Genomic DNA, 20945 nt, shown 5'->3' with positions numbered 1-20945 from the left:
CACAGCCCGACCGGCTCGCACACGATCCGAAGACGGCCGCCATGCATGGCCAACCGCGAAACCTCCCAGACCCACCACTTCGAGCTGACCTGGCGTCAGCTGCCGCCGGTCTTCGGTCCGGCTTGGCCCACGGTCTACCGGCGCTTCGCCCAGTGGAGCCGCGACCGGGTGTGGGCCCGGCTCCACCGCGTCATCCTCGACGAACTCGGCGCCCGCGGTGAACTGGACTGGTCCCGGTGTGCGATCGACTCCGTCAGCCTCCGGGCCGCAAAAGGGGGCCACTGAGCGGACCGAATCCGACCGATCGCGGCAAGATGGGGTCGAAGATTCACCTGGTCACTGACCGGAACGGCTTGCCGCTGTCGCTGGGCATCTCCGGTGCCAACATGCACGACAGCGCCGGTCTTCAGCCGCTCGTGCGCGGTATTCCACCCATCCGCTCTCGCCGCGGTCCACGCCGTAGGCGGCCTGCCAAACTGCACGCCGACAAGGGCTACGACTACGAGCACCTGCGTCGATGGCTCCGCCAGCGCGGCATTCGCCACCGCATCGCCCGCAAGGGCACCGAGTCCTCCCAGCGACTGGGCCGCCACCGCTGGGTGGTCGAGCGCACCACCTCCTGGCTGGCCGGCTGCCGGCGCCTGCACCGCCGGTACGAGCGCAAGGCCGAACACTTCCTCGCCTTCGTCGGCATAGCCGCAGCCCTCATCGGCTACCGCCGCCTGAGCAGATAAGCGATGCCCAGGCCGGGGCTTCTGCAGGAAGATGAGCCGGGTGAGCAGAACGAGTGAGCATGGAGCCACCATCACGTGTCTGTGGCAGGAACACCTGGGCGCGGCCTTCCCTGCTGGACTGCGTGGAGCGGAGCCGGGCGGCATCGACATCGTGCTGCTCGACGCGACCATCGCCGGGTGCGTGTCCACCCGGCAGAACAGCGGTGGCTCCCTCGACGCAAAGAGACACCGGATCCTGCGCGACTGCGTCGCAGACCTGGACCAGGTCGTGGCCCTGATCACCGAAGCAGAAGAACTTCGGTATCTCCGACGCCTGCGGCACCTGGCCGCCCTCGCATCGGACTCCGGCCCTCAACCCACCAACTGAAACGACCTCTTAGGAGTTCCGCCCGTTGACACTCAGTGGCCTGGCCCGCATCGCGCAGTCCTCGCCATCAGGGTGCACCAAAGGTTCCCGAGGTAACGGCCAAGTGCACGGCTGTTGCCGGCTACGACTGCCGTCAGGCTGCCGCGCATTTCTGCGCATGCACTGGCAGCGACGCCCACACCCACGCGCCATCGCGCACCATGCCCAAGCCGTAGCATGGGACTCCGCTGATGCAGACGTGGACAACTGTGGCGGCAGGACCTCCTGGCATATCGGTTGGGTTCGCACCCCGATTCACCAAGAGGCCCTGCATTCATACGGCCACCGTCACTCGATCACTGATGATGCAAACCAGTGTCCCTTATCGCGTCTGGAGTCCCACTGGCCTTCACATGGTAGTGGCCGCCAGCTTCTATAGTGGGGTTGTACTCATCACCACTGTCAAATGAGATGTGGATGACTTCTTCGTGCTTGCACGTGTTGTGCACATACACAGTCGTGGTGGTCCAGCCGCTATCCGACCAGGACCAGTTGAAGCATCCATCCGATCCATAGTGCATGTCACTAGAAGGCTGAACGGATCCAGCGGCTGCAGCGGAAGCTGGCGTTGCAATCAGTCCAACGGAAAAGATGGCGCCTGCCAGCGCCAGCGCCGCACGCCCCTTGTTGCGCCGGCCCCTTTTCCCGAATGCACGTTCCCGGATATTCGCCACGCGATGCACTCCCCGTTTGAGTCGAATCAATAGGTGCCGTGGTTGGAACCCAGGGCCCCCGAAGGCGAGTCAGGGGCCATCGCTTTTATGTTTCAAAAGGCGAAAATACGTCAAGCCTCACCAGGAGGCGGAGTGAGCGCTTCTTTCATTCGTTTCGCCGGTTGTGCTGCAGTTGCGCTTCTCCGCCCTGTCGACGGACGTTCTTCCAGGATGCTGATGTGTGCTGGAGAAGTCGTTAGCACAGAGTCCACGGCTTTGTTAGCAATGAGTCCACTACGGACGGGTGTTGGTGGCGGCTGGTTCAAGGGACGGCGACACAGGCGGTCGCGCGGGTCGCGCAGTGTCGCCAACCGATCGGCGATGTCCTGCAGTTCACGCTGCGGCGGCCCTGTCCGTTTTGGGGTCGATGCGCTGCGGCACGCCGTCCCGAAACGATGCGGCTAGCGCCTGGTCACAGACAGTGCCTAGGCGGTGTCCGGTAGATCGGGTCACTGAGCGCTCCTTCGGCACCCGCTCGGCGCGACGCGGAACCGGGGCGTTCAGTGCCCCGTCACTCTTTGGGACAGCCTTTGACCAGCGGTGTCAGAAACGGTGAGAAGACAGTTGCTGGACGAGATGGTGTTCCGAAGCGAAGACGTGGCCGCGGCGGACCGGTTCGACTACTGGACCGAGCTCCTGGGTCGTACGCACGCGCCCATGGAGCTGCTCAGCGACCACGCCGACGATTTCCGGGCCTCCCAGCGCGTGCTGGACCTCGGTGCCGTCACCGTGTGGTCTGTCACGTTCCAGCCACTGGTGTTCCGGCGTACGCCGAAGCTGATCCGGCAGTCCGACCCCGAGGCATACCACCTGTCACTCGTTGTCAGCAGGACTGGGGCGGGCGTGTGGCGGGACCGGGAGACCGCGTACAAGCCGCACGACCTGTTCATCAACTCCTCCTCGCTGCCGAACGACGTCTACAGCACCGGGGACCCGGTTCAGACGGTGGCGCTGGAGGTGCCCAAGGCCCTGCTACCGCTGCCTCGCGACATGGCCGGCCGGATTGTCGGGGCGCCGGTGTCGGCCCGGGACGGCATGGGCGCCCTGCTGGCGCAGTTCCTCACCCAGTTGGTCGCGGACCCGGCCGCGTACCAGCCCGCCGACCGGCCACGGCTGGCCTCCATCGCGACCCCTCTGGTCGCCGCGCTCTTCGCCCATTTACTCGACGCCGGGGACTGCCTGCCCCCGGAGACCCACCAGCGAGCCCTCACCTTGCGCATCCAGGCGTTCATCCGAGAGCACCTGCACGACCGGCACCTGACCCCGAGCACCATCGCCGCCGCGCACCACATCTCCACCAGCTACCTGCACCGCCTCTTCCAGCACGAAGACGCCACAGTCGCCGAATGGATACGCCGCCTGCGCCTGGAGGCGGCCCGCCGCGACCTCGCCGACCCGGCGCTCCGACGCATCCCCATCCACGCCATCGCCGCCCGCTGGGGATTCCCCCGCGCAGCCGACTTCAGCCGCGCCCACCGCGCCGCCTACGGCACCACGCCCAAGGACCACCGGCACCAAGCTCTCCACCACCGCGAGTGAAGTCCCGACCCACCCTGGGTCTGTTCATGAGAATGGGTTCTGGCTCACTTTCCGTGAGGCGTGCACGGTGAGTGATTGCTGACGCTCGGATGACCCGCTGGGACGTTGCCCGAAAATAATCACTGGTGACCTTGGTGTGGCTGACAGTTCGGCATCATGGAGCAAACGACGCTCCGGCTGAAGGAACTGCTGTTCCCGTCGATCACGGACGTGGCAGTGCTGTCGGTAGACGTGAACAACGAGGCGATACGCATCGAGGTCCGCGTGCCGACGATCGGCTCGGAATGTCCGGACTGCGGGAGCTGGTCGAGCAGGTGCACAGCTCCTACCTGCGGTTCCCAGCCGATGTTCCTACTGCGGGGCGGCGGGTGGTCGTCTGTCTGCACGTCCGCCGGTTCTTCTGCCCGAATGCTTCGTGCGGACGGCTGACGTTCGTCGAGCAGGTGCTGGGGCTGACCCGACGACACAGTCGGCGGAGCGAGCGCCTGCGCCAGGTGCTGGCCGCGGTCGGCCTCGCGCTCGCAGGCCGGGCCGGTGCACGGATGGCTCGGGTCTTCGGAGTGCCCGTCAGCCGCAGCACCGTGCTGCGGCTGGTCGCCACATTGCCCGAGCCGCAACCTCCGGCCCCGCGGGTGGTTGGCGTCGACGAGAACGCCACGCGAAAGGGCCGCGTCTATGGCACGGTTCTGGTCGACGTCGAGACCCGACGATCCGTGGGCCTTCTGCCTGATCGTGAAGCATCCAGCCTGGCCAGGTGGCTCGCCGAGCGGCCCGGCATCGAGGTCGTCTGCCGAGATCGAGCTCCCTTCTTCGCGGAGGGCGCCACGGCCGGGGCGCCCCAAGCGGTCCAGGTCGCCGACAGGTGGCATCTGTGGAACAACCTCGGTGAGGCCGCCGAGCGAGCCGTCGCCCGCCACCGCCAGTGCCTACGCGTCCTGGTCCCCGAGCCTGTCGGTCAGAGGACCGAGGAGTCCCCCGAGGAGACACCGGACTCGCCGTGGCAGAGCCAGCGGTTCGCACCGCATCCGGGCCGGGCACGCCACCGTCCACGCGATGCTGGAAGCCGGCCACCGCCGCCGCGCGATCGGCCGCCAGCTCCACATGACCCACCGCCCCGTCAAGAGCCTTGCCGACGCCGCGAGACCCGAAGACCTTTTCCGCGGCCAGTGGCAGTACAACCGGACCTCCGCCCTTGACGAGTACAAGCCCTACCTCGACGAGCGTTGGGACGAAGGCTGCACCAACGGCTGGAAGCTCTGGGAGGAGATAGTCCCACTCGGCTACCAGGGCAGCTATGGCATCGTCGTCAGCGCCTACATCAGGAAGAAGCGCACCTCACCCCGTCCGGTCACCGCACGGCCGCCAGCACCCCGGGTGGTGACCCGATGGATTCTCAGCCGTCCGGAAACCCTCACCGAGCTCGAACAGGTCCGGCTCAAGGCCGTGTTGGCCGAGTGTCCCGAGCTCGACGCCGTCCGCCAGGACGACCTGCCCAGTCTCCGCAGCCTCGCCGCAGGCATCGACCGAGACAGCGACGCCGTCATCGCTGGCCTCACCCCTCCTGGAGTTCCGGTGTTGTTGAAGGACACGTCAACCGAATCAAGATGCTCAAGCGCTAGATGTTCGGCCGAGCCGGCTTCGGTCTCCTCCGCAAGCGTGTCCTGCTCTACGCGTAGGGCCACGTTCCCGAGTCGCCAGAGGTGCTGGCAGATGAGGCTCAGGGCGCCATGTGTCGGACGAGCTCCCGTGACTTCTGCTGCAGTGCGGCTGTCCACTCCTTTGCATGGGGATCCGAAGCCGTCTTGAGATAGTGGCTCTCGTCGCGCTTGGCCGCCTGCCAGCTCACCTCGATGTTCGCTATCTCAGCCAAGGCCAGCGCCGTGGCAACGAACCCTTCGGACAGGGTGGCCATGACGGCGTGCCTGGTTTCGCTATGCCAGGCGAGCAAGGCGTCGACGAACGCTGCGAATGCGATGGGGTCGATCTGACACTCATCAGCTTCCATGGGGCCGATGCCGGATGGCAGCCCCACTTCGGCTTGATAGACGGTGACCTGGCTCATGAAGAGCCGCGACGCCCCGTTGGACGGGTTCCACAGGGTTCGGTCGCCCAAGTCGTAGTACTGGCTCACGTCAGCCTCTCACTGCTGGTCATAGGAGGTCGACATTACGGTCAGTCAGTCCTCCACGGAAAGTGAGCCAGAACCTGAGAATGAGCAGCAGATGCACACACTTTGGGAGGCGCCGGCGCGGAGCACCATTCAATTCCCCCTCCAGCCAGCCGGTCGCAGAGGGACTGCTCGCTTCCATCATCGTCACCGGACGTGGCCCAGCAAGGTGCGTAGGACGGCCCCGGCGTGCGTCCAGAGCAAGGACCCCGCGGCGGTGGGAAGCAGGTGCCGGGTCGCCGTCGGGATCATCCGGGTGAGCGATTCACCCAGATCCGGAGAGTGGGCCAGGCTGGTGTCCTGCTCTCCGTACCAGAGGTCGACAGGGACGGCGATGTTGGCAGGGTCGAATGGCCAGCGGCCCATCGCCAGGACGGTGTCGCGGGCATAGCCTGCCGGGCCCTGGCTGAATCCCTCGTCCATCGCGCGTCGGAAGGCGTGCTGGAAGAACGGGGCGGTATAGACCGCGCGATCGGCCTCGGGGCTCGTCGTGATGATCAGATCCCACAGTGTGTCGGCGCTGCCGAAGCCAGCAAAGGAGACCGCAGCGCCATCGGGATCGGCCGCGACGGCGTCCACCATGTCCCTCACCTGCGGGGCCAGCGAGTGGGCAAAGCGAGGATGGGCGAGTTCGTCGCTGCCGGAGACCACAGCCACCGCCTTCACCAGACCGTTTGCCGCCAGTACGAGGGCGAACGGTGCCCCCTGCGAAAACCCCACCGCCGACGGCGCGTGTAGAGCCCGCTCGTGGACGAGCTGTCGGATGTCGGTGGCCCAGCTGGTCAGGGTCCGGCCGGGGGCCGGGTCAGAGGCGCCGAGGCCGGGCCGGTCCACGCTGATGAGCCGAATCCCAGCCGAGTCGACGACGCCGCCGCCGAAACCAAGCCACCTGCTGGTGGCCGCCCCCGGGCACACCAGCACCGGGGTGCCGTCTGCCGGCCCCCATTCCGCCCAGCCCAGGAGCCGACCGTCCGGCATCTGAGTCTGCCCGAGCCGCGCTGGTTCCCTCACGCCGTAGTCCATGATCCCTATTCTCCCATCCCGGCTGCCGTCCCCCGCTGGCCGCGGCAGAGAGGCACGCGCCGGTGCGCGTCAACGGCCGTCCCTCGGCTTGGGCAAGCGTTGTGTATGTGCCGGACGGCGCCGTACTCGACGTAGGCGCCGTCACCGGCGGCCTCCGCAGCTATGTCGCCATCGGCGGAGGCGTGGCGGTCGATCCCGTCCTCGGTAGCCGCTCCACCGACCTCCTTTCCGGCCTCGGACCCGCCCCGCTCAAGGACGGAGACACCCTGCCTCTCGGCGAGGCAAGCGGCCAGCCGATCTACACCGACATCGTGCGGTGGGAAGGACTGTCACGGGAATTGGTGCTGCCCGTGCTGCTCGGCCCACGTGCCGATTGGTTCACCGGATCTGCACTGCGGACTCTTGCAACAAGCCGCTTCTCCGTCTCCCCAAGAGCAACCGCATCGCCATGCGGACGGACGGGCCCACCCTGCAACGGGTTAGGGAGGGGGAACTGCCCAGCGAGGGGATGGTGGTGGGGGCAATCCAGGTCCCGCCCGACGGAAGACCGGTGGTCTTCCTTGCCGACTCCCCCACCACGGGTGGGTACCCCGTGATCGGTGTCGTCCCGGACAGTCATCTGTCCGCGGTCGCCCAAGCGGCGCCGGGGCTTCCGGTGCGCTTCGTGCCCAGGCACCGGTACCCTTGACATTCCAGTTCAAATTCGTCGTTCCCGCTGGTCAGAGGCATAGTTTTGAGCCCAGCGGGCTGATGGCAGGTCAGGAGCGGGTGCGGCGAGGTTCCTTCGTGCGGGAGTGAAATCAGGCACGGTCGAAGCATGATGGCGGACATCGTCACGGGACGCTGGACGGCCGAGCCGGAGCCCGGATCCACCACCGTCGATCTGCCAGGCGATCCACGTCACGGGCTGCCATTGCCGCACCGTGCCGAGCCCTCGGCGGTGCCCCGCATTCCCCGGTCTCGTCCGCATGGCCGTTGCCGCAGCTGGTCTCCTCGGCATGGACGAGATTGGTCTGCCACGCGGCCTGGTCCGTTGGACCTTTAGGTCGCACAGTCACTCCGATGTCGCCATCAGCTTGCATCCCTTCATAACAGCGGTTGGTCTTGAGTCCATCGTGACCGGTGTAGTTCCGGTCTGTTCGAGCCGACAGCAAGGGATACGTGGTGGGGCTGAGACGCTCATACATTTGTTCACTCCGTGGCTCGCGCGTCCGGGCTGCGGCTGGGGCCGTTGTGACGATCGCCCTCGTTGGCTTCACGACGACGGCCGGGCCGGCCGCTGCGGCTCGCCCTGCGTCCGCATTGGATCAGGCAGCTGTGGTCCGCGACTGGAACGCCATCGCCACCGAAACGATCAGTGCCGGTCTGGGCCCTCGGCCTTCTTCGCAGGTCACGATCTGGCATGCGTTCGTCTCCCTCGCTGTCTACAACGCAGTCGTCGGGATCACGGGGGGCTACGACCCGTACATGTGGGGGGAACGTGGGCCCTCCACCGCATCCCCCGAAGCAGCTGCCGCAACGGCGGCGCATGACGTCCTCCTCGCCTACTTCCCCGCATCGAAGCCCCGGCTCGACAGCGCCTACGCCAACTCCCTGGCCGCGATTCCCGCTGGCCCGCCGAAAGACCAGGGCGTGACCTTCGGCAAGCATGCCGCGGTGCGCATCGTCGAACTCCGCGAAGGGGACGGCAGGTTCGCCGACGTACCGTTCACAAAGCCACCGGCTCCCGGTGTCTGGCGCCCCACCCCACCGACATTCCAGCCCTTCATCGACACATGGTTGGCCAAACTTCGCCCGCTGACGCTCAACTCCCCTAGCCAGTTCCGTCCAGGCAAACCGCCCACTCTCACCTCAGCTCGGTACGCCCAGGACGTCAACGAGGTGAAGAGCATGGGAGCCAAGACTGCCCCCAGCAGGACTCCGGAACAGACCCAGACCGCCCTCTTCTTCAGCGGCAATCTGGCGGCGCAGCTCCAGTTCGCCTTCCGGGACTACGCCGCACGTCACGAACTTGGCATCGCACAGACAGCGCGACTGTTCGCTGCAGTGAACGCATCGGCCTCCGATGCTGCCGTCACCGCGTGGAACACGAAGCTGCACTACGCCAGCTGGCGGCCGATCAGCGCTATCCGCCTGGCCGATACCGACGGCAACCCCGCCACAACAGCAGATCCTGCCTGGGAGCCACTGCTCCTCACGCCACCGCACCCCGACTATGTAGCCGGCCACACGACCGTCGCCGCGGCCGCGATGAGCGCGGCCGTAAACACCCTCGGCACCACGCGCATCGAACTCCGCGTGCCCTCTGAGATCACGGGCACCACGAAGTTCTACGAGTCCGCCGGCCAACTCAACAAGGACGTCATCAACGCCCGCGTATGGGGTGGCGTCCACACCCGCACGGCCGACGTCACCGGCTGCCGGGTCGGCGACCGGATCGGAACCTGGGCACTGGCCCATTTCTTCCGTCCGACACGGGCCGTCACCTCGCGCACCCTGCAGTCGCCCCCTCCATCCAGCCCATGTGACTGAGGGCTAGTGTCAGCCAACCCACCGAAGCAGCCCACCTTGGTGAACCCCACCGAGATCGCCACCGGAGACGCCCCGAAGTGATCTTTGAGAGCGAGAGCAAGGGAAGGCCACCAGGTCGGCGGGCACTGCTGGGCAGTTGGAGGAGATGCCCTGCTGGTGTGGAGTACGCAACGGCGAGGCCCGCCGCAAACCGACAAGCCAGGCCGCCCACCAGCGCAGCTCTCACCATCTGGTTCCGCGGTCGTGGCGGACACTTCTCTGCGCTCCTCGAAGTCCTGATCGCTCAGGCTCCGGCCCGATCAGGCGCGGGGCCCTGGAGGAGTGGACCGGTTTGCCTACGTCCCCGCCGGCACCGCCTCCAACGTCACCGCCGCCCGGGCGTCTTCGCAGGCTCGGGGCCGCAAGGTGCGATGAGGCGGCGACCTCCCGCGGTGCAGCGGCCTGACGCCCTGCAGGGGATGTTGGGCAGGGCCGTATCGGTCCTGTTCTGGGCGAAGACTCATGCCTCAGGGAGCCGGGCGAGGAAGCCGAGGACCGAGGTGATCCGGCCGTCCTCGGCCAAAGCGGCCACGTCCGAGCTGGCGACCGGCGCCGAGCCGTCGGCAGTGGACACCAGCTCCGTAGGATCGGGCAGCCTGTTGGGACATCACTTCGCTGCCCTCCGGGCTGATCGCTGGAGGTCGTGATCGTCAGTCTCTGTGTGCCGTTGTCGGCGTCAACGCGATTCACGAGGTCAGCCGAGATAGGGACGATCACGGTGCTCCAGGAAGTGACGGATCCGGAGCCTCTGCGTGTGGTGCATCGGCAGTTGATCGATCTCCTCCGGCATGACGAACCGCAGCTCCGTGGACTTCTCCGGGATCGCGACTCGGCCGCCGACCACGCGGGCGGTGAAACAGACGTTGAACTGTCGACGCACCTCACCGTCCGTATGGGCGATGACGTGGCGCGGGTCGGTGTATGTCCCGACGAGTCCGGTGATCTCCACGTCCAGGCCCGTCTCCTCCTTCACTTCGCGGACGGCGCTTGCGGGTAGCGAGTCGGTCATCTCCATGCCGCCGCCGGGCAGTGCCCAGAGATCGTTGTCTCGTCGGCGCTGGAGAAGAATGCGTCCTTCCTCGTCGGTGACCACCGCGGACGCCGCGACAACCAGGCTGTTGGGCTTGGGAGCGTCTGGATCGTCGTAGTACTCGGTCCGTGCCATGATCACCCTTCTCGGGCGGGCGTCGCGGTCGCCCACACTGCAGCAAAGCTGTCAGCGTATGTGTCGCCGCCATCAACGAATGGCTGTGCCCAGAGCGCGACCAGGTCTCAAGCCCACACCGCCCTGACCACGGCGTGGCCTGCTGTAGCCGCTCGCTCGTAGAACCCCTGGAGGCGCCTGTGATAGTTGAAGAACTCTTGCCTGACCTCCGCCTCGTCCCAGCCGGACCAGACGAGCTTGGCACTGGCGACGTTCCACAGCTTGTCGAAAGAAACACTCGCGCAGAAGTCTGCGGCCTGTGACACCTCAGGCGGTTCCAGAATCCCCAGGGGCGGGTTGGAGGGGTCGGCATCGGCGCTGTGTGCCACGGGACGCCCGCCGTAAATCGGCAGCTCCCAGAGCTTGCCGGCATCCGCATCGAGGACTTCGGCCGCGGCGTAGAGGTCATTGACGGCATCCCAGACCTTGTCGATCGAGACGGCGATGCCTGCTGCGTACTCGGCGGGTAGGTTCTCCCAGGCCTCCCACATGAACGCTGCAAGCCAGGTGTGGTCGTCCCGGATCTCGGATTCCGCGACGGCGCGTATGTGCATGTGGATGCTCACAGCGACGAGTCCTCGAGTTCGGCGGCCCGCCGGTCGGGCCGAACGGACAGAACTTACTCGACGGCACTGACGGCGAGATGCCCGTCTCTTGACGCCGGGATGCCCGGCGCTGCCAGGACGCCTTCCGACACCCGAGCGCCGGTGTCGTCGAGATCGACCACCCCGGACAGGTACACATCCGTACGGAACTTTCGCAACAGGCCCTAACACCCGAGGACGGTAGTAGGCCGTGTTTCAAAAGCCCTTCGGCCCTGATCGCGGCGTGCTGGGCTCGGTATGGTTCCGGGTGTTCATCGGGCGATCGGGAGTGGCATGCACAGCTTTTTCATGTTCGAGGGTGCGTTCTGGCAAGGCGGTGGTGGCTGGGAGCACATCGAGGTGTGCCGCAGCGTGTCCGAGCTGGATGCCGCTGTCGCCTACTACGTTCGCACTGGATCGTGGGCGGCTGGTGCATCGGATTGGTGCGTCGCCAGGGTCTACCGTCACGGGGAGCTCATTGTTGAAAGAGATCTGTATCCCTTCCTGACGGTGAAGGTACCGGGGCTGACGGCGATTCGTTTCACCGCAGACGTCCAAGACGTCGGTGGCCTGCCGGAGACTGGGGGGCGGTACGACGGCATGGATGAGGGCGCCATTTGGGAAGACCTGGCCGCGGATGTGTACGAGACCGCGCTGGAGGCACCCCAGGCCGTTAAAGCGTGGGTTGACTGGGCAGGTGTGGCTCTGCCAGAGCTGGTCCCTCCGGTGCTGCCGGAAGGATGCGGTGTCGTGGTCGACAAGCGTGAATTGCACTACGGCCGCAACTCCAGCCTCGACGGGTGCCGATGAAACAACACCCGTCTTGTGCAGCCATGTTGCGGCGTGTCGTTGATCCATAAACAGTGAGGTCTCCGGTAAACGGTTCTTCGACCAAGAACCGATATCCCGGAGACCTCGTGGCCACCATGCGGTGACGGGGCGGTTCGACATGAGTGACGCGCAGTGGGCGGTGCTGGAGCCGTTGCTGCCGTTGGGCAAAAGGCCAGGTCGTCCGCCCAAGGGGAGCAAACGCCAGCTCATTGACGGGATCCGGTGGCGGGTGCGGGTCGGTTCGCCGTGGCGGGACGTGCCGGCCCAGTCTGGGCCCTGGCAGACGGTCTATGGGCTATTTCGGCGGTGGCAGCGCGATGGCACCTGGCAGCGCACCCTGACCGGACTGCAGGCCTGCACGGACGTCGCCAGGTTGATCACCTGGGATGTGAGTGTGGACTCGACCATCGCGCGGGCCCGCCGTAGGGGGGCCGCCTTGATCAGTAGAGCGACTCTGAACAGCTCGGCTGTGCTGGGCACTTGGCCGGTCGTACGGCTACGCCAGGAGCCCGCCTCAGCCCAGAACCAAGACCCTGAGGGCCTCTTCGCACCACTCGCGAAAGCCGGTGGGCGCAGTCTCGGGAGTGCTCGGCTCGGCGGCACCGTAGATGCCCTGGTCGTTCAAGGCGTCCACCATGTCGGCCAGTCCTTGCGCCCAGGCCTCGCTCGCGCCACGACGCAGAGCCGTCGCCTTGTAGTCGGCGCTGCTGGTCAACTCCACGCGTATGCGACGGCCCAGTACCTCGGAGACGACCCGTGCCATGCCCCGCGGGGTCAGGTCGTCGGGTCCGACCAGCGGGACATCGTGCTGCCCGGTCCAAGAGCCCTCGAGCAGCAGCCGGGCCGCTGTGGCGGCGATGTCGCGGGTGGCGCAGGTCCGCAGCACACGGTCCTCCGTCATCGCCAGGAAGAACACCCCGGTGTCACGGATCGATGCAGCCTGGCCCAGCAGGTTCTCCATCAGGAACGGCGGGCACAAGGCCCGGTAGTGCACACCCGTGGCCATGATCGACTCGTCCATGGCGAGCGAGGCGGAGATCTGCCCAGCGTGCTTCGCCACCGCGCGGCCCAGGGTCGAGACGCTGACGACACGCTCGATTCCCTGGCTCCTGATCACTGCGCGCAGTGACTCGGTGAAGCCCTGGAAGTGTCCCTCGACGCTGTCGGTCTGGGGAGCCGGGGGCACCAGCCAGAACAGCCGATCGGCGCCCGCACACGCCTCCTCCAGGACGGCGGGATCGGCGTGCGATCCCCGTACGACCTCTACACGCTCGTGTACACGGGAGGTGAGCCGGGCCGGGTCACGGGCGATCACCCGGACACCCGCCGTGCCGCCCTGGGCGTTCAGGAGGTGGTCGAGGAGCTTCCGGCCGATCTGACCGGTGGGAGTGGTGACGACGATCATCAATGACTCCAAGAGTGGTGCCTTACTGGATGTCACCGAGCCTGCTGCGTCGCGCGTCCGAGCTGAAGGACCGATCCGCTCGCGGTTGTTACCCTGAGGGTAATTCCGAACGGAACGGAGGCGGCACCCGTGGAATCCCGCCCGCTGCGCTACTTCGTCGCCGTCGCCGAGGAACTCAACTTCACCCGCGCCGCCGAGCGGCTGGGTATCTCTGCACCTCCCTTGTCCCGCGCGATCCGCCAGTTGGAAAAGGAGATGGGCGTCTCCCTCTTCCAGCGAAACACTCACGCAGTGTCGCTCACCCCGGCGGGCGCGGTACTGCTCGCGGAGGCGAAGATCGCCCTCGACGCCCTCAAGGCCGCTGAGCGTCGGGCCCAGCGTGCCGCGACACCCGTACCCAAGCTCATCCTGGCCGTCAAGGCAGACGGGGACGCCGGCCTGTTGGAGCCCATCCTCGCGCGCTTCGCGTCCGAGCCCGCGGCCGTACCGGTCGCCGTCCGGCTTTGCGGATGGCACGAACAGCCCCAGCTGCTGCGCCAGGGGGAAGCCGACGCGGCCCTGGTCCATGAGCCCTTCGACCGCACCGGCCTCGACTCGGAGACGCTGATCGCCGAACCACGCGTCGCCGCACTCGCCGCCACCCACACGCTCGCCAAGCGCGACCGTCTCGCCCTGGCCGACCTCGGGCTGCGCCCCGACGACGTGCACCGGCACATCGAGCAGAACCGCATCGAGGGCCGCGACCTCGCCCAACTGCTCACGCTCGTCGCACTCGGCGGCCCCACCGCGCTGCTGCCCGTCTCCGTCGCCGGTCGTTATCCGCGCCCCGGCGTCGTCTACCGGCCGGTCCCGGACGCACCACCGTCGGCACTGGCCATCGCCTGGCCACAGCAGTCACGCTCCACCGCCACGGCAGCACTCGTCCGTGCCTCGGCGTTTGTGGCCGAGACCCTCCGGAAGCCGTAAGCAGCCCAGGGCTTGTCCGCAGTTGCGATCCCCTGGCGGGGAAATAGGTTGTCGGGGTGACACCGCCCGACGAGGTGAGAGGCTCCACTCACGAGCGGCAGAGGCAAGTGCCGGCAGTGGCAGGCCGCCTCCGGTAGCCGTTACAGCGAAGGTCGGCACCCATCGACCCGGTGCGAGCGGCCACGGCCCCCAGCCCCCTGGGGCTTGTGCGAGAGCTGCGGGGCGGTACCCAGCGCGAGCAGGGCGCCGCTACTGCCAGGGCATCAGGACGCAGTGCCCAACCTCAACAGTCGGCGGGCCACATCGTGTTACATGAGGGCCACAGCCGTGCCTTGCAGACCCTTGGGGCCTTGGGTTACCTGGTACTGGACGCGCTGGTTCTCTTCCAGGCTCCCCGCGCCCGCGCCAGCTCTGACATCCCTAGTCCTGGACCGACCGGCAAGAGGCGCCCGGGAGGTGGCGGAGGGTATCAGAACGACCACGGGTCCACGTGATCACGGGGTTCTCTACGCCCAGTGATCACAAAGGGCGGCCTGGCCACGCTGCCATTTTGCCTGCTTGAACCCTGGCGGTGCAGGGTGGATCCATGACTTGGACAGCACCACCGGTCGAGCGCACCAAGCAGCTGGGCGGCCTGGGTACCGTAACTGAGCGTCAGATGTTGGAGGGTTGGCTGAGCTGGCACCGGGAAACGCTGCTGGCCAAGTGCGCCGGGCTTGAGCCGGCCCAATTGGCGCGGGCGACCGTGGAGCCGTCGAACCTCACCCTCCTCGGCTTGGTCCGGCACATGACGGAGGTAGAGCGATGGTGGTTTCGGCGAAGCTTCGCAGGTGAGGCTATCGGCGATGTCTTCACCGGCCAGTCAGACAGCAATGAGGGACTTGACGGAGTTCACGCAGCCGATGCGGAGAGAGACTTCGGATTGTTCCTGACCGAGGTCAAAGCCTGCGACGCGGCAGCGGCCGGGCACGACCTCGACGAGACCTTCATGTCCTCTCGCGGAGTTTCCCTCAGCCTGCGCTGGGTCTACGTGTTGATGATCCAGGAGTACGCCCGCCACAACGGTCACGCAGACTTCCTGCGGGAGCGGACCGACGGGGCAACAGGTGACTGAGCCTCATTTCCAGACCGGACCGACGGCAGGTCCCCGAGATCACAGAGTTCTCCACACTCAGTGATCACACAGCCCTGCCCGCACTGCCTTCTCACCTGCTCGAACCCCTGTCCCGCCAGTACCGCCACGTAAGCGGCTAACCACACGATTACGGACTGCGGCCGGGGCGGCGGTGGCTGATTAGGGCCGCACGGCGTCCAGGCGGCCCGCGACTATGCGCTCTCCTGGCAGGTCGTTGCTGCGGCGTTCACCAGTCACGCCCGGGCGGTGCTGCCGGCCCAGCCCGAGCCGGTGCAGGCGCTCGGTATCGACGAGATCCGCCGAGGCCGGCCGAGATGGATCCCCGACGAGGCCACCGGGATCTGGCAGACCGCCGTGGACCGTTGGCACGTCGGCTTCGTCGACCTGTCCGGCAAGCAGGGCCTGCTCGGGCAGGTCGAAGGCCGCACCGCCCAGGCGGTCATCGACTGGCTGGCCGACCGCGACCAAGCCTGGCGCGACGCGGTCCAGTACGTCGCGATCGACATGTGCACGATCTTCAAGTCGGCGATCCGCCGGGTCCTGCCGCAGGCCACCCTGGTCGTGAACCACTTCCACCTGGTGCAGCTGGCGCACCAGACCCTCACCGAGGTCTGCCGAGGGTCACCGTGACCCACCGCGGCCGGCGCGGCCGGCAAGGGCAACCGCGCGTGGGAACTGCCCAACCGGCTCACCCGCTCCGCCGCCCGGATGCGCTGCGAGCACGTCGACGCTCTCCTCGACGAGCTGTCCAACCTGCCCAGGGTGATCGGTGCGCCGATCACCGTTGCGTGGAACGCCAAGGATGACCTCCTGGACCTGCTTGCCACCGCCCGGACCCGCCCGGACCGGGAACAGGTCCGCGATCTGCTGTACCGGTTCTCCCGCCGATGCGCCGACGCCGACCTTCCCGAACTGCAGCGCCTGGCCACAACGGTCGAGACATGGTGGCCAGAGATCCTTGCGTTCCTGCACACTGGGATCACCAACGCTGGCTCCGGAGGCACCAACCGGGTCATCAAGACCATCGCCCGCGACGCCTACGGCTTCCGCAACCCCGGCAACCAGCGCTTACGCACCCGCTGCGCGACCACCCGTCGAGCCCGTGGACACCTCGATGCCCGCTAATTTCGTTGAGCCCGCACGATGCAATCGTGTTGGCTAGCGGCACCGAACTGTCAGTACCGCAGGTGTCCGCTTGGCTGTAGCTGGGAGTTAAACGTGCAGGACATTGATGTCGACCCCGTTGCTCACAATCGGGCAGCCTGGGACAAGTGTGTCCAAGAGGGCAACGAGTGGTCGAGGCCGGTGAGTGCTGAGGAGGTCGAGCGCGCCCGCATGGGCGACTGGTCGATTGTTCTCATCGGGCGTGAGCCAGTCGACCGCTCCTGGCTGCCGACGGACCTGACCGGCAAGGACGTGTTGTGCCTGGCCTCCGGCGGTGGCCAGCAGGGTCCTATCCTCGCCGCCGCAGGGGCGCGGGTCACCGTATTCGACAACTCACCCCGCCAGCTCGGCCAGGACCAGATGGTGGCGGCGCGCGACGGACTCGAGCTGCGCACCGTCCTAGGCGACATGCGCGACCTCAGCGCCTTCGGCGACGCAACATTCGACGTCGTATTCCATCCGGTCTCTAACCTATTCGTACCAGACTTGGCACCGGTGTGGCGTGAGTGCTTCCGCGTCCTGCGACCTGGCGGAACTCTGCTCGTGGGCTTCCTCAACCCTGATGCGTACTTGTTCGACCACGAGGCGCTCGACGAGCGCGGCGAGCTGATCGTCGTGCACAAGCTGCCCTACAGCGATGTCACGCAGTACTCCGCCGAGGAACGCGCCACGAAGTTCGGCGCGGATGCCCCTCTTGAATACAGCCACACCCTCACCGACCAGATCGGCGGGCAACTCGCCGCGGGGTTCGTCCTCACCGGCTTCGCGGAAGCACCGCACCAATCCAACGCATCCGCTCAATACATGTCGAACTATTTTGCGACGCTGGCGGTCAAGCCGGGCTGACCCAGCCGTGGGGCCGGCCGAGACGGCCGTGTCTCCGAATGGCCAAGTGGAGCGCTGTGCCAGCCCGACCCCCACCAACTTCGCTGAGCCTCCATTTGCCGGTCCGTCTCAGTGCGACGGACCCGGCCTTGATCGACCCATTTCTCGTTGGCCGGCGCTCCGACCGGGGCACAGACCCGGCGGACGCGGTCGTAGTCCACAGCAGGGCCGAGGCAGGAGAACTGACACGGTTCAACTTTCCGTCAAGATCAAGCGACGGCCGTCTCCCCCAGACCGGGGACCGGCCTCGCGTCGTCCCCTCGGCCCATCCACGGGAGGCCGCGGACCTTCTGTCGGGAGTCGCGATCCGCGCATCGGCCTGCCGCGACCGGGCCGGTGCAGCAAGCCGGCGCTCTCGCGAGCGCCACGACCCAGGGGTGTTCCAGGGTGCGGCGGGAACAGCCGGTCCGGCCGACACTGTTACACCAGCCAAGAGACCGGCGCCACGCGGGCGGGGAACACAGTGACCATCATGCCGTCCCGACGTGATCCGGGGCCTTTTCACACAGGAGGACTGTTTTTCATGAATGACTGGCCCTTGACGCTCATGGCGGTACACGCCCACCCCGACGATGAGGCCAGTGGAACAGGAGGTGTCCTCGCGCGGTATGCGGCGGAGGGCATTCGCACGGTCCTCGTGACGTGCACCGACGGCGGTTGCGGTGACGGACCGGGTGGTGTCAAGCCGGGCGATCCCGGGCACGATCCGGCGGCCGTCGCCTTGATACGGCGTCAAGAACTCGAGGCAAGCTGCGCAGTCCTGAAGGTGAGTCATCTGGAGATGATGGACTACGCCGACTCCGGGATGATGGGCTGGCCGACCAATGACGCCCCCGGCTCCTTCTGGCAGACACCCGTGGAGGAGGGCGCTGCCCGACTCGCGGAACTCTTGCGGCACTACCGGCCCGATGTGGTCGTCACCTACGACGAGAACGGCTTCTATGGCCACCCCGACCACATCCAGGCCAACCGCATCACGATGGCGGCGCTGGCGATGACCGCGCTGACACCGAAGGTGTACTGGACGACAGCACCTCGCTCGATGATGCAGCGGTTCGGGGAGACCATGCGCGAGTTCGGTGCGGACGGGCAGGAGCCGGATCCTGCTGAGGCCTCCGCGATGGCCGAGATCGGACTCCCCGACGAGGAGATCACCACCTGGGTGGACACCACCGCGTTCGGAAGCCAGAAGTTCGATGCGCTGGCCGCACACGCCAGCCAGGGCGAGAACATCTTCTTCCTGGGGATGGGCCAGGAGAGGTTCACCGAGTTGATGGGCGTCGAGACTTTCGTACGTGTCCAGGACACCACCGGAGCGGCCGTGCCCGAGAACGACCTGTTCGCCGGACTGCGCTGATCCGCCTGCACGGCGTCCCCGTCCGCCGCGAAGTCGGCTCCGCGGCGGACGGGGACGGTGAGCACGCTCGGCGTGAGGCTCCTGAGCGGCACCTCGTCCATCGCTGACGTCGCTCCGTCCCGATTGCGATCCCTATACGCGCCGTGAACGCATTCGGCAGAATCGTGATCTCCGCCGGCACGCCGCCTTCCGCACGATGCAGACCACTGGCGCGCGCATCGTGCACGAGTGGCTGCCCATCAAGGACTGGTCGACCGGCGCGGTCAAGGAGTGCCACACCAGCGCACCGGTGCCGCGCTGCTGGACATACGACTCCGTGCCCGGCGCGGGCGACTCGGCCGGCATCTCACGCTGTTCCTGGTCGCTGTGGGTATTCGCCTCCCGCTCCCGCCGTGGCCTGTTGCTCTCCGTTGACTCGCGGACGCGGCCGGCCGCCCTGTACGCAGAGGTCGAGCAGGTTACCGGCGACAGCTTTCGCGCCGGCTAGCGTATCCCTGAACTGGTCCGGCTCGCCGATACGTGCGGAGCGCCCGATCCCGGCGTTGTCTGCCCGGACGACGGCCCGAAGTTCACCGCCCTGCAGGGGCAAGTCCGGGCCGCCCTGAAGAAGGAGCCGCGCAAGGAACCCGACCGCACGCCGCGCCCGTCGGTCGCTGTGCGAAGTTGACGCTCTTTGGTCTTGGCTCTGACCGCGCTTGCGTGATCGCCCGGAGAAAGCAGTCGATCATGGAGTGGTGGTGTCGATATTCTGCGCGCATGGATCAGGGACAGCAGTCGGTTCATGCCCGCGAGCTCTTCGGGGACTTGCGCGACCATGCGGGCTCTGATGCGTACGGTGCTGTGGTGACTCCCTGGCTCAGTCGGGCCGGGGACGGCTATCGCGCCCAGCTGGCGGGAGCCGCGGATCGGCTGTGCCGTGAGACCTTTGATCAGCCTGCCACCGTGGGCCACGACCTCAGCTGGGAATTGTATGCCCTGAGCCGGGTCAGCGAGGTGTTGCTGCTGGCCTTCCAGCCACCCGGCGAGACAACAGATGATGCGCCTTGGGCCCACAGGCTTCACCCGCTCGATCAATGGCCGGCTGTCGAGATGGAGGACTACCTGCGGCTGTTCACCTGCCTGGGCTTGGTGCCTTTCGAGGAGACGAGCACGTTCGACCCGTTCCTCCACGAGATCGTGCAGGTCGAGCAGGCCGAGGACCCGGAGGAGCCCATCCGCATCACGGAAGTCGTCTGGCCGGGGCTGTGGCTGGGGCAGCTGCTGTTCAGCCGCGCGGGAGTGCGGATCCGAGCCGGGGCTCACCACGCCGAGCGCGGCGTGGCCGACCGCTCCCCGCTCTACTGGAGCTTCGTGCGCCGCTACCGGCCGACGGTCGACCTGTCACTCGGTTGGGGCCACAACTCGCAGTGGCGCACGGACTTCCGCCTGGACTACCGCACACAGGCAGGCGAGCACATCAACGCGGGCGGTGACGAGGACATCGACGCATATGGGGACCTCGATCCCCTCAGCGCACTACTGACGCCCACAGAGCGTCGTCAACTCGTGCGCAATCGCTGCCTGCTACGCACCCCCTCGAACGCGGCTGCATTGGCTTCAACCTCTTCCTGGGAGACGGAGCTCTTCCCGTTCGACTGGCGGCTGCCCACCCCGAAGATTGCCCGATCCCACCTTCCGAACCCGACCGCCCCCTGAGTCCTCGCCAGGTCACGAGCAAGTGAGCACGCGGATGCGCAGAAGGATCCCTCCGGAAGGAGGCACGGCCACACATCGCCCTCTTGATCGTTTTTACGCGTTGACGTGGCCTTCGACCTTGCCTGAGCTCCATTCATACGTCAGTCCGGCGGTGACGGCGTCGAGGTCCTGACGGAGGAACACAGCGGACCTCGAGATCGGGGCGAGGCCGGACCGTTCGGCCTGGCGGATCCAGGCGGCCAGCAGCTGGCCTCGGCGGTTGCGGGCCGGGTCCGTGAAGGCTCGGGCGAGGTCGTGGGCTCGCGCGTTGTCCGGGCAGGCGAGGCGAACCTGGTCGAGTTGCTCGATCTCTTCGACGCTGAGGCGATCGCGGCTTCGCATGACCCATGCGGCGATCCAGCGCGGGCTCGGGCTCTCTGCTGGTGCGGACGGGGCCGTGCCGGCACTGGCGTGTGCGCGGGCGGCCTGGGGGGGTACGCCTCCTTGTGGTCGCCGTCCGCGGAGGGTTGCCGGGGAATAGCGGCCCGGGGCCTACGGGTTGCCAGAAGCGCAAGATCGATACGGCA

Annotated in this window: 19 protein-coding genes and 4 pseudogenes; 16 read left to right on the top strand and 7 right to left on the bottom strand. The window is 67.0% G+C overall.

The annotated features are described in order from the left end of the window. Positions 1–87: 87 nt before the first annotated feature. From ACWCP6_RS32600 to ACWCP6_RS32585, 4 genes and pseudogenes are all read left to right on the top strand, one after another. Positions 88–734, top strand: a pseudogene (locus tag ACWCP6_RS32600) (IS5 family transposase); the annotation flags it as partial. Between the two features lie 40 nt (positions 735–774). Further along, positions 775–1101 (top strand): hypothetical protein, encoded by a 327-nt coding sequence (locus ACWCP6_RS32595; RefSeq protein WP_450936215.1) that lies wholly within the window; start codon positions 775–777, stop codon positions 1099–1101. A 1316-nt stretch (positions 1102–2417) separates the two neighbouring features. Next, positions 2418–3392 carry an AraC-like ligand-binding domain-containing protein gene (locus tag ACWCP6_RS32590; RefSeq protein ID WP_450936218.1) on the top strand — a complete coding sequence of 325 codons (975 nt, stop codon included), beginning with the start codon at positions 2418–2420 and terminating at the stop codon, positions 3390–3392. Between the two features lie 284 nt (positions 3393–3676). Continuing rightward, entirely contained in the window at positions 3677–4588 is a 912-nt protein-coding gene (locus ACWCP6_RS32585; protein WP_450936214.1) for an ISL3 family transposase, read from the top strand. 521 nt (positions 4589–5109) lie between these two features. Here the strand turns inward: ACWCP6_RS32585 and ACWCP6_RS32580 are convergent. Next, the gene (locus ACWCP6_RS32580; RefSeq protein ID WP_450936213.1) at positions 5110–5523 is read right to left on the bottom strand and encodes a DUF6086 family protein; all 414 of its coding nucleotides are present in this window, start codon (positions 5521–5523) and stop codon (positions 5110–5112) included. A 183-nt stretch (positions 5524–5706) separates the two neighbouring features. Continuing rightward, positions 5707–6582 carry an alpha/beta fold hydrolase gene (locus ACWCP6_RS32575; RefSeq protein ID WP_450936212.1) on the bottom strand — a complete coding sequence of 292 codons (876 nt, stop codon included), beginning with the start codon at positions 6580–6582 and terminating at the stop codon, positions 5707–5709. A 59-nt stretch (positions 6583–6641) separates the two neighbouring features. Here ACWCP6_RS32575 and ACWCP6_RS32570 point away from each other — a divergent pair. Continuing rightward, a pseudogene (locus ACWCP6_RS32570) lies at positions 6642–7270 on the top strand (5-oxoprolinase subunit C family protein); the annotation flags it as partial. A 545-nt stretch (positions 7271–7815) separates the two neighbouring features. Next, positions 7816–9114 carry a vanadium-dependent haloperoxidase gene (locus ACWCP6_RS32565; protein WP_450936211.1) on the top strand — a complete coding sequence of 433 codons (1299 nt, stop codon included), beginning with the start codon at positions 7816–7818 and terminating at the stop codon, positions 9112–9114. A gap of 499 nt (positions 9115–9613) precedes the next feature. Here ACWCP6_RS32565 and ACWCP6_RS32560 read toward each other — a convergent pair. From ACWCP6_RS32560 to ACWCP6_RS32550, 3 genes and pseudogenes are all read right to left on the bottom strand, one after another. After that, positions 9614–9733, bottom strand: a pseudogene (locus ACWCP6_RS32560) (nuclear transport factor 2 family protein); the annotation flags it as partial. Positions 9734–9847: 114 nt separating this feature from the next. Beyond that, the gene (locus ACWCP6_RS32555; protein ID WP_450936210.1) at positions 9848–10318 is read right to left on the bottom strand and encodes an NUDIX hydrolase; all 471 of its coding nucleotides are present in this window, start codon (positions 10316–10318) and stop codon (positions 9848–9850) included. A 107-nt stretch (positions 10319–10425) separates the two neighbouring features. Continuing rightward, positions 10426–10923 (bottom strand): DUF1877 family protein, encoded by a 498-nt coding sequence (locus ACWCP6_RS32550; protein WP_450936209.1) that lies wholly within the window; start codon positions 10921–10923, stop codon positions 10426–10428. Between the two features lie 312 nt (positions 10924–11235). On the opposite strand from ACWCP6_RS32550, the gene ACWCP6_RS32545 reads away from it, so the two are divergent. Both ACWCP6_RS32545 and ACWCP6_RS32540 read left to right on the top strand, forming a co-directional pair. Beyond that, on the top strand, positions 11236–11751 hold the full coding sequence (locus ACWCP6_RS32545) for a hypothetical protein (RefSeq protein ID WP_450936208.1): 516 nt from the start codon (positions 11236–11238) through the stop codon (positions 11749–11751). A 139-nt stretch (positions 11752–11890) separates the two neighbouring features. Further along, positions 11891–12094, top strand: a pseudogene (locus tag ACWCP6_RS32540) (transposase); the annotation flags it as partial. Positions 12095–12286: 192 nt separating this feature from the next. Here ACWCP6_RS32540 and ACWCP6_RS32535 read toward each other — a convergent pair. Further along, positions 12287–13177, bottom strand: a complete 891-nt coding sequence (locus ACWCP6_RS32535) for an NAD(P)H-binding protein (protein WP_450936207.1) — start codon at positions 13175–13177, stop codon at positions 12287–12289. Between the two features lie 129 nt (positions 13178–13306). Here ACWCP6_RS32535 and ACWCP6_RS32530 point away from each other — a divergent pair, with 129 nt between their 5' ends. The 8 genes from ACWCP6_RS32530 (at position 13307) to ACWCP6_RS32495 (ending at position 20379) form a co-directional block, all read left to right on the top strand. Then, the gene (locus ACWCP6_RS32530; RefSeq protein ID WP_450936206.1) at positions 13307–14143 is read left to right on the top strand and encodes a LysR family transcriptional regulator; all 837 of its coding nucleotides are present in this window, start codon (positions 13307–13309) and stop codon (positions 14141–14143) included. A 586-nt stretch (positions 14144–14729) separates the two neighbouring features. Beyond that, positions 14730–15257 carry a DinB family protein gene (locus ACWCP6_RS32525; RefSeq protein ID WP_450936205.1) on the top strand — a complete coding sequence of 176 codons (528 nt, stop codon included), beginning with the start codon at positions 14730–14732 and terminating at the stop codon, positions 15255–15257. 267 nt (positions 15258–15524) lie between these two features. Next, positions 15525–15908 carry an ISL3 family transposase gene (locus ACWCP6_RS32520; protein ID WP_450936204.1) on the top strand — a complete coding sequence of 128 codons (384 nt, stop codon included), beginning with the start codon at positions 15525–15527 and terminating at the stop codon, positions 15906–15908. 78 nt (positions 15909–15986) lie between these two features. Beyond that, a complete protein-coding gene (locus ACWCP6_RS32515) occupies positions 15987–16403 on the top strand; it encodes a transposase (RefSeq protein ID WP_450936203.1) in 417 nt (138 codons plus the stop codon). A gap of 93 nt (positions 16404–16496) precedes the next feature. Continuing rightward, positions 16497–17288, top strand: coding sequence for a class I SAM-dependent methyltransferase (locus ACWCP6_RS32510; RefSeq protein WP_450936202.1), 792 nt, complete (start codon positions 16497–16499; stop codon positions 17286–17288). Between the two features lie 562 nt (positions 17289–17850). Further along, a complete protein-coding gene (locus ACWCP6_RS32505; RefSeq protein WP_450936201.1) occupies positions 17851–18684 on the top strand; it encodes a PIG-L family deacetylase in 834 nt (277 codons plus the stop codon). Positions 18685–18880: 196 nt separating this feature from the next. Beyond that, positions 18881–19171 carry a hypothetical protein gene (locus tag ACWCP6_RS32500; RefSeq protein ID WP_450936200.1) on the top strand — a complete coding sequence of 97 codons (291 nt, stop codon included), beginning with the start codon at positions 18881–18883 and terminating at the stop codon, positions 19169–19171. A 269-nt stretch (positions 19172–19440) separates the two neighbouring features. Next, positions 19441–20379, top strand: coding sequence for a hypothetical protein (locus ACWCP6_RS32495; protein WP_450936199.1), 939 nt, complete (start codon positions 19441–19443; stop codon positions 20377–20379). A gap of 93 nt (positions 20380–20472) precedes the next feature. Here ACWCP6_RS32495 and ACWCP6_RS32490 read toward each other — a convergent pair whose 3' ends face one another. After that, positions 20473–20760, bottom strand: a complete 288-nt coding sequence (locus ACWCP6_RS32490; RefSeq protein ID WP_450936198.1) for a transposase — start codon at positions 20758–20760, stop codon at positions 20473–20475. Positions 20761–20945 lie beyond the last annotated feature (185 nt).

It is taken from the genome of Streptomyces sp. NPDC002004 (assembly GCF_053593975.1).
The sequence above is the reverse complement of the archived record's forward strand: the minus strand, read 5'-3'. Positions and strand labels throughout refer to the sequence as shown.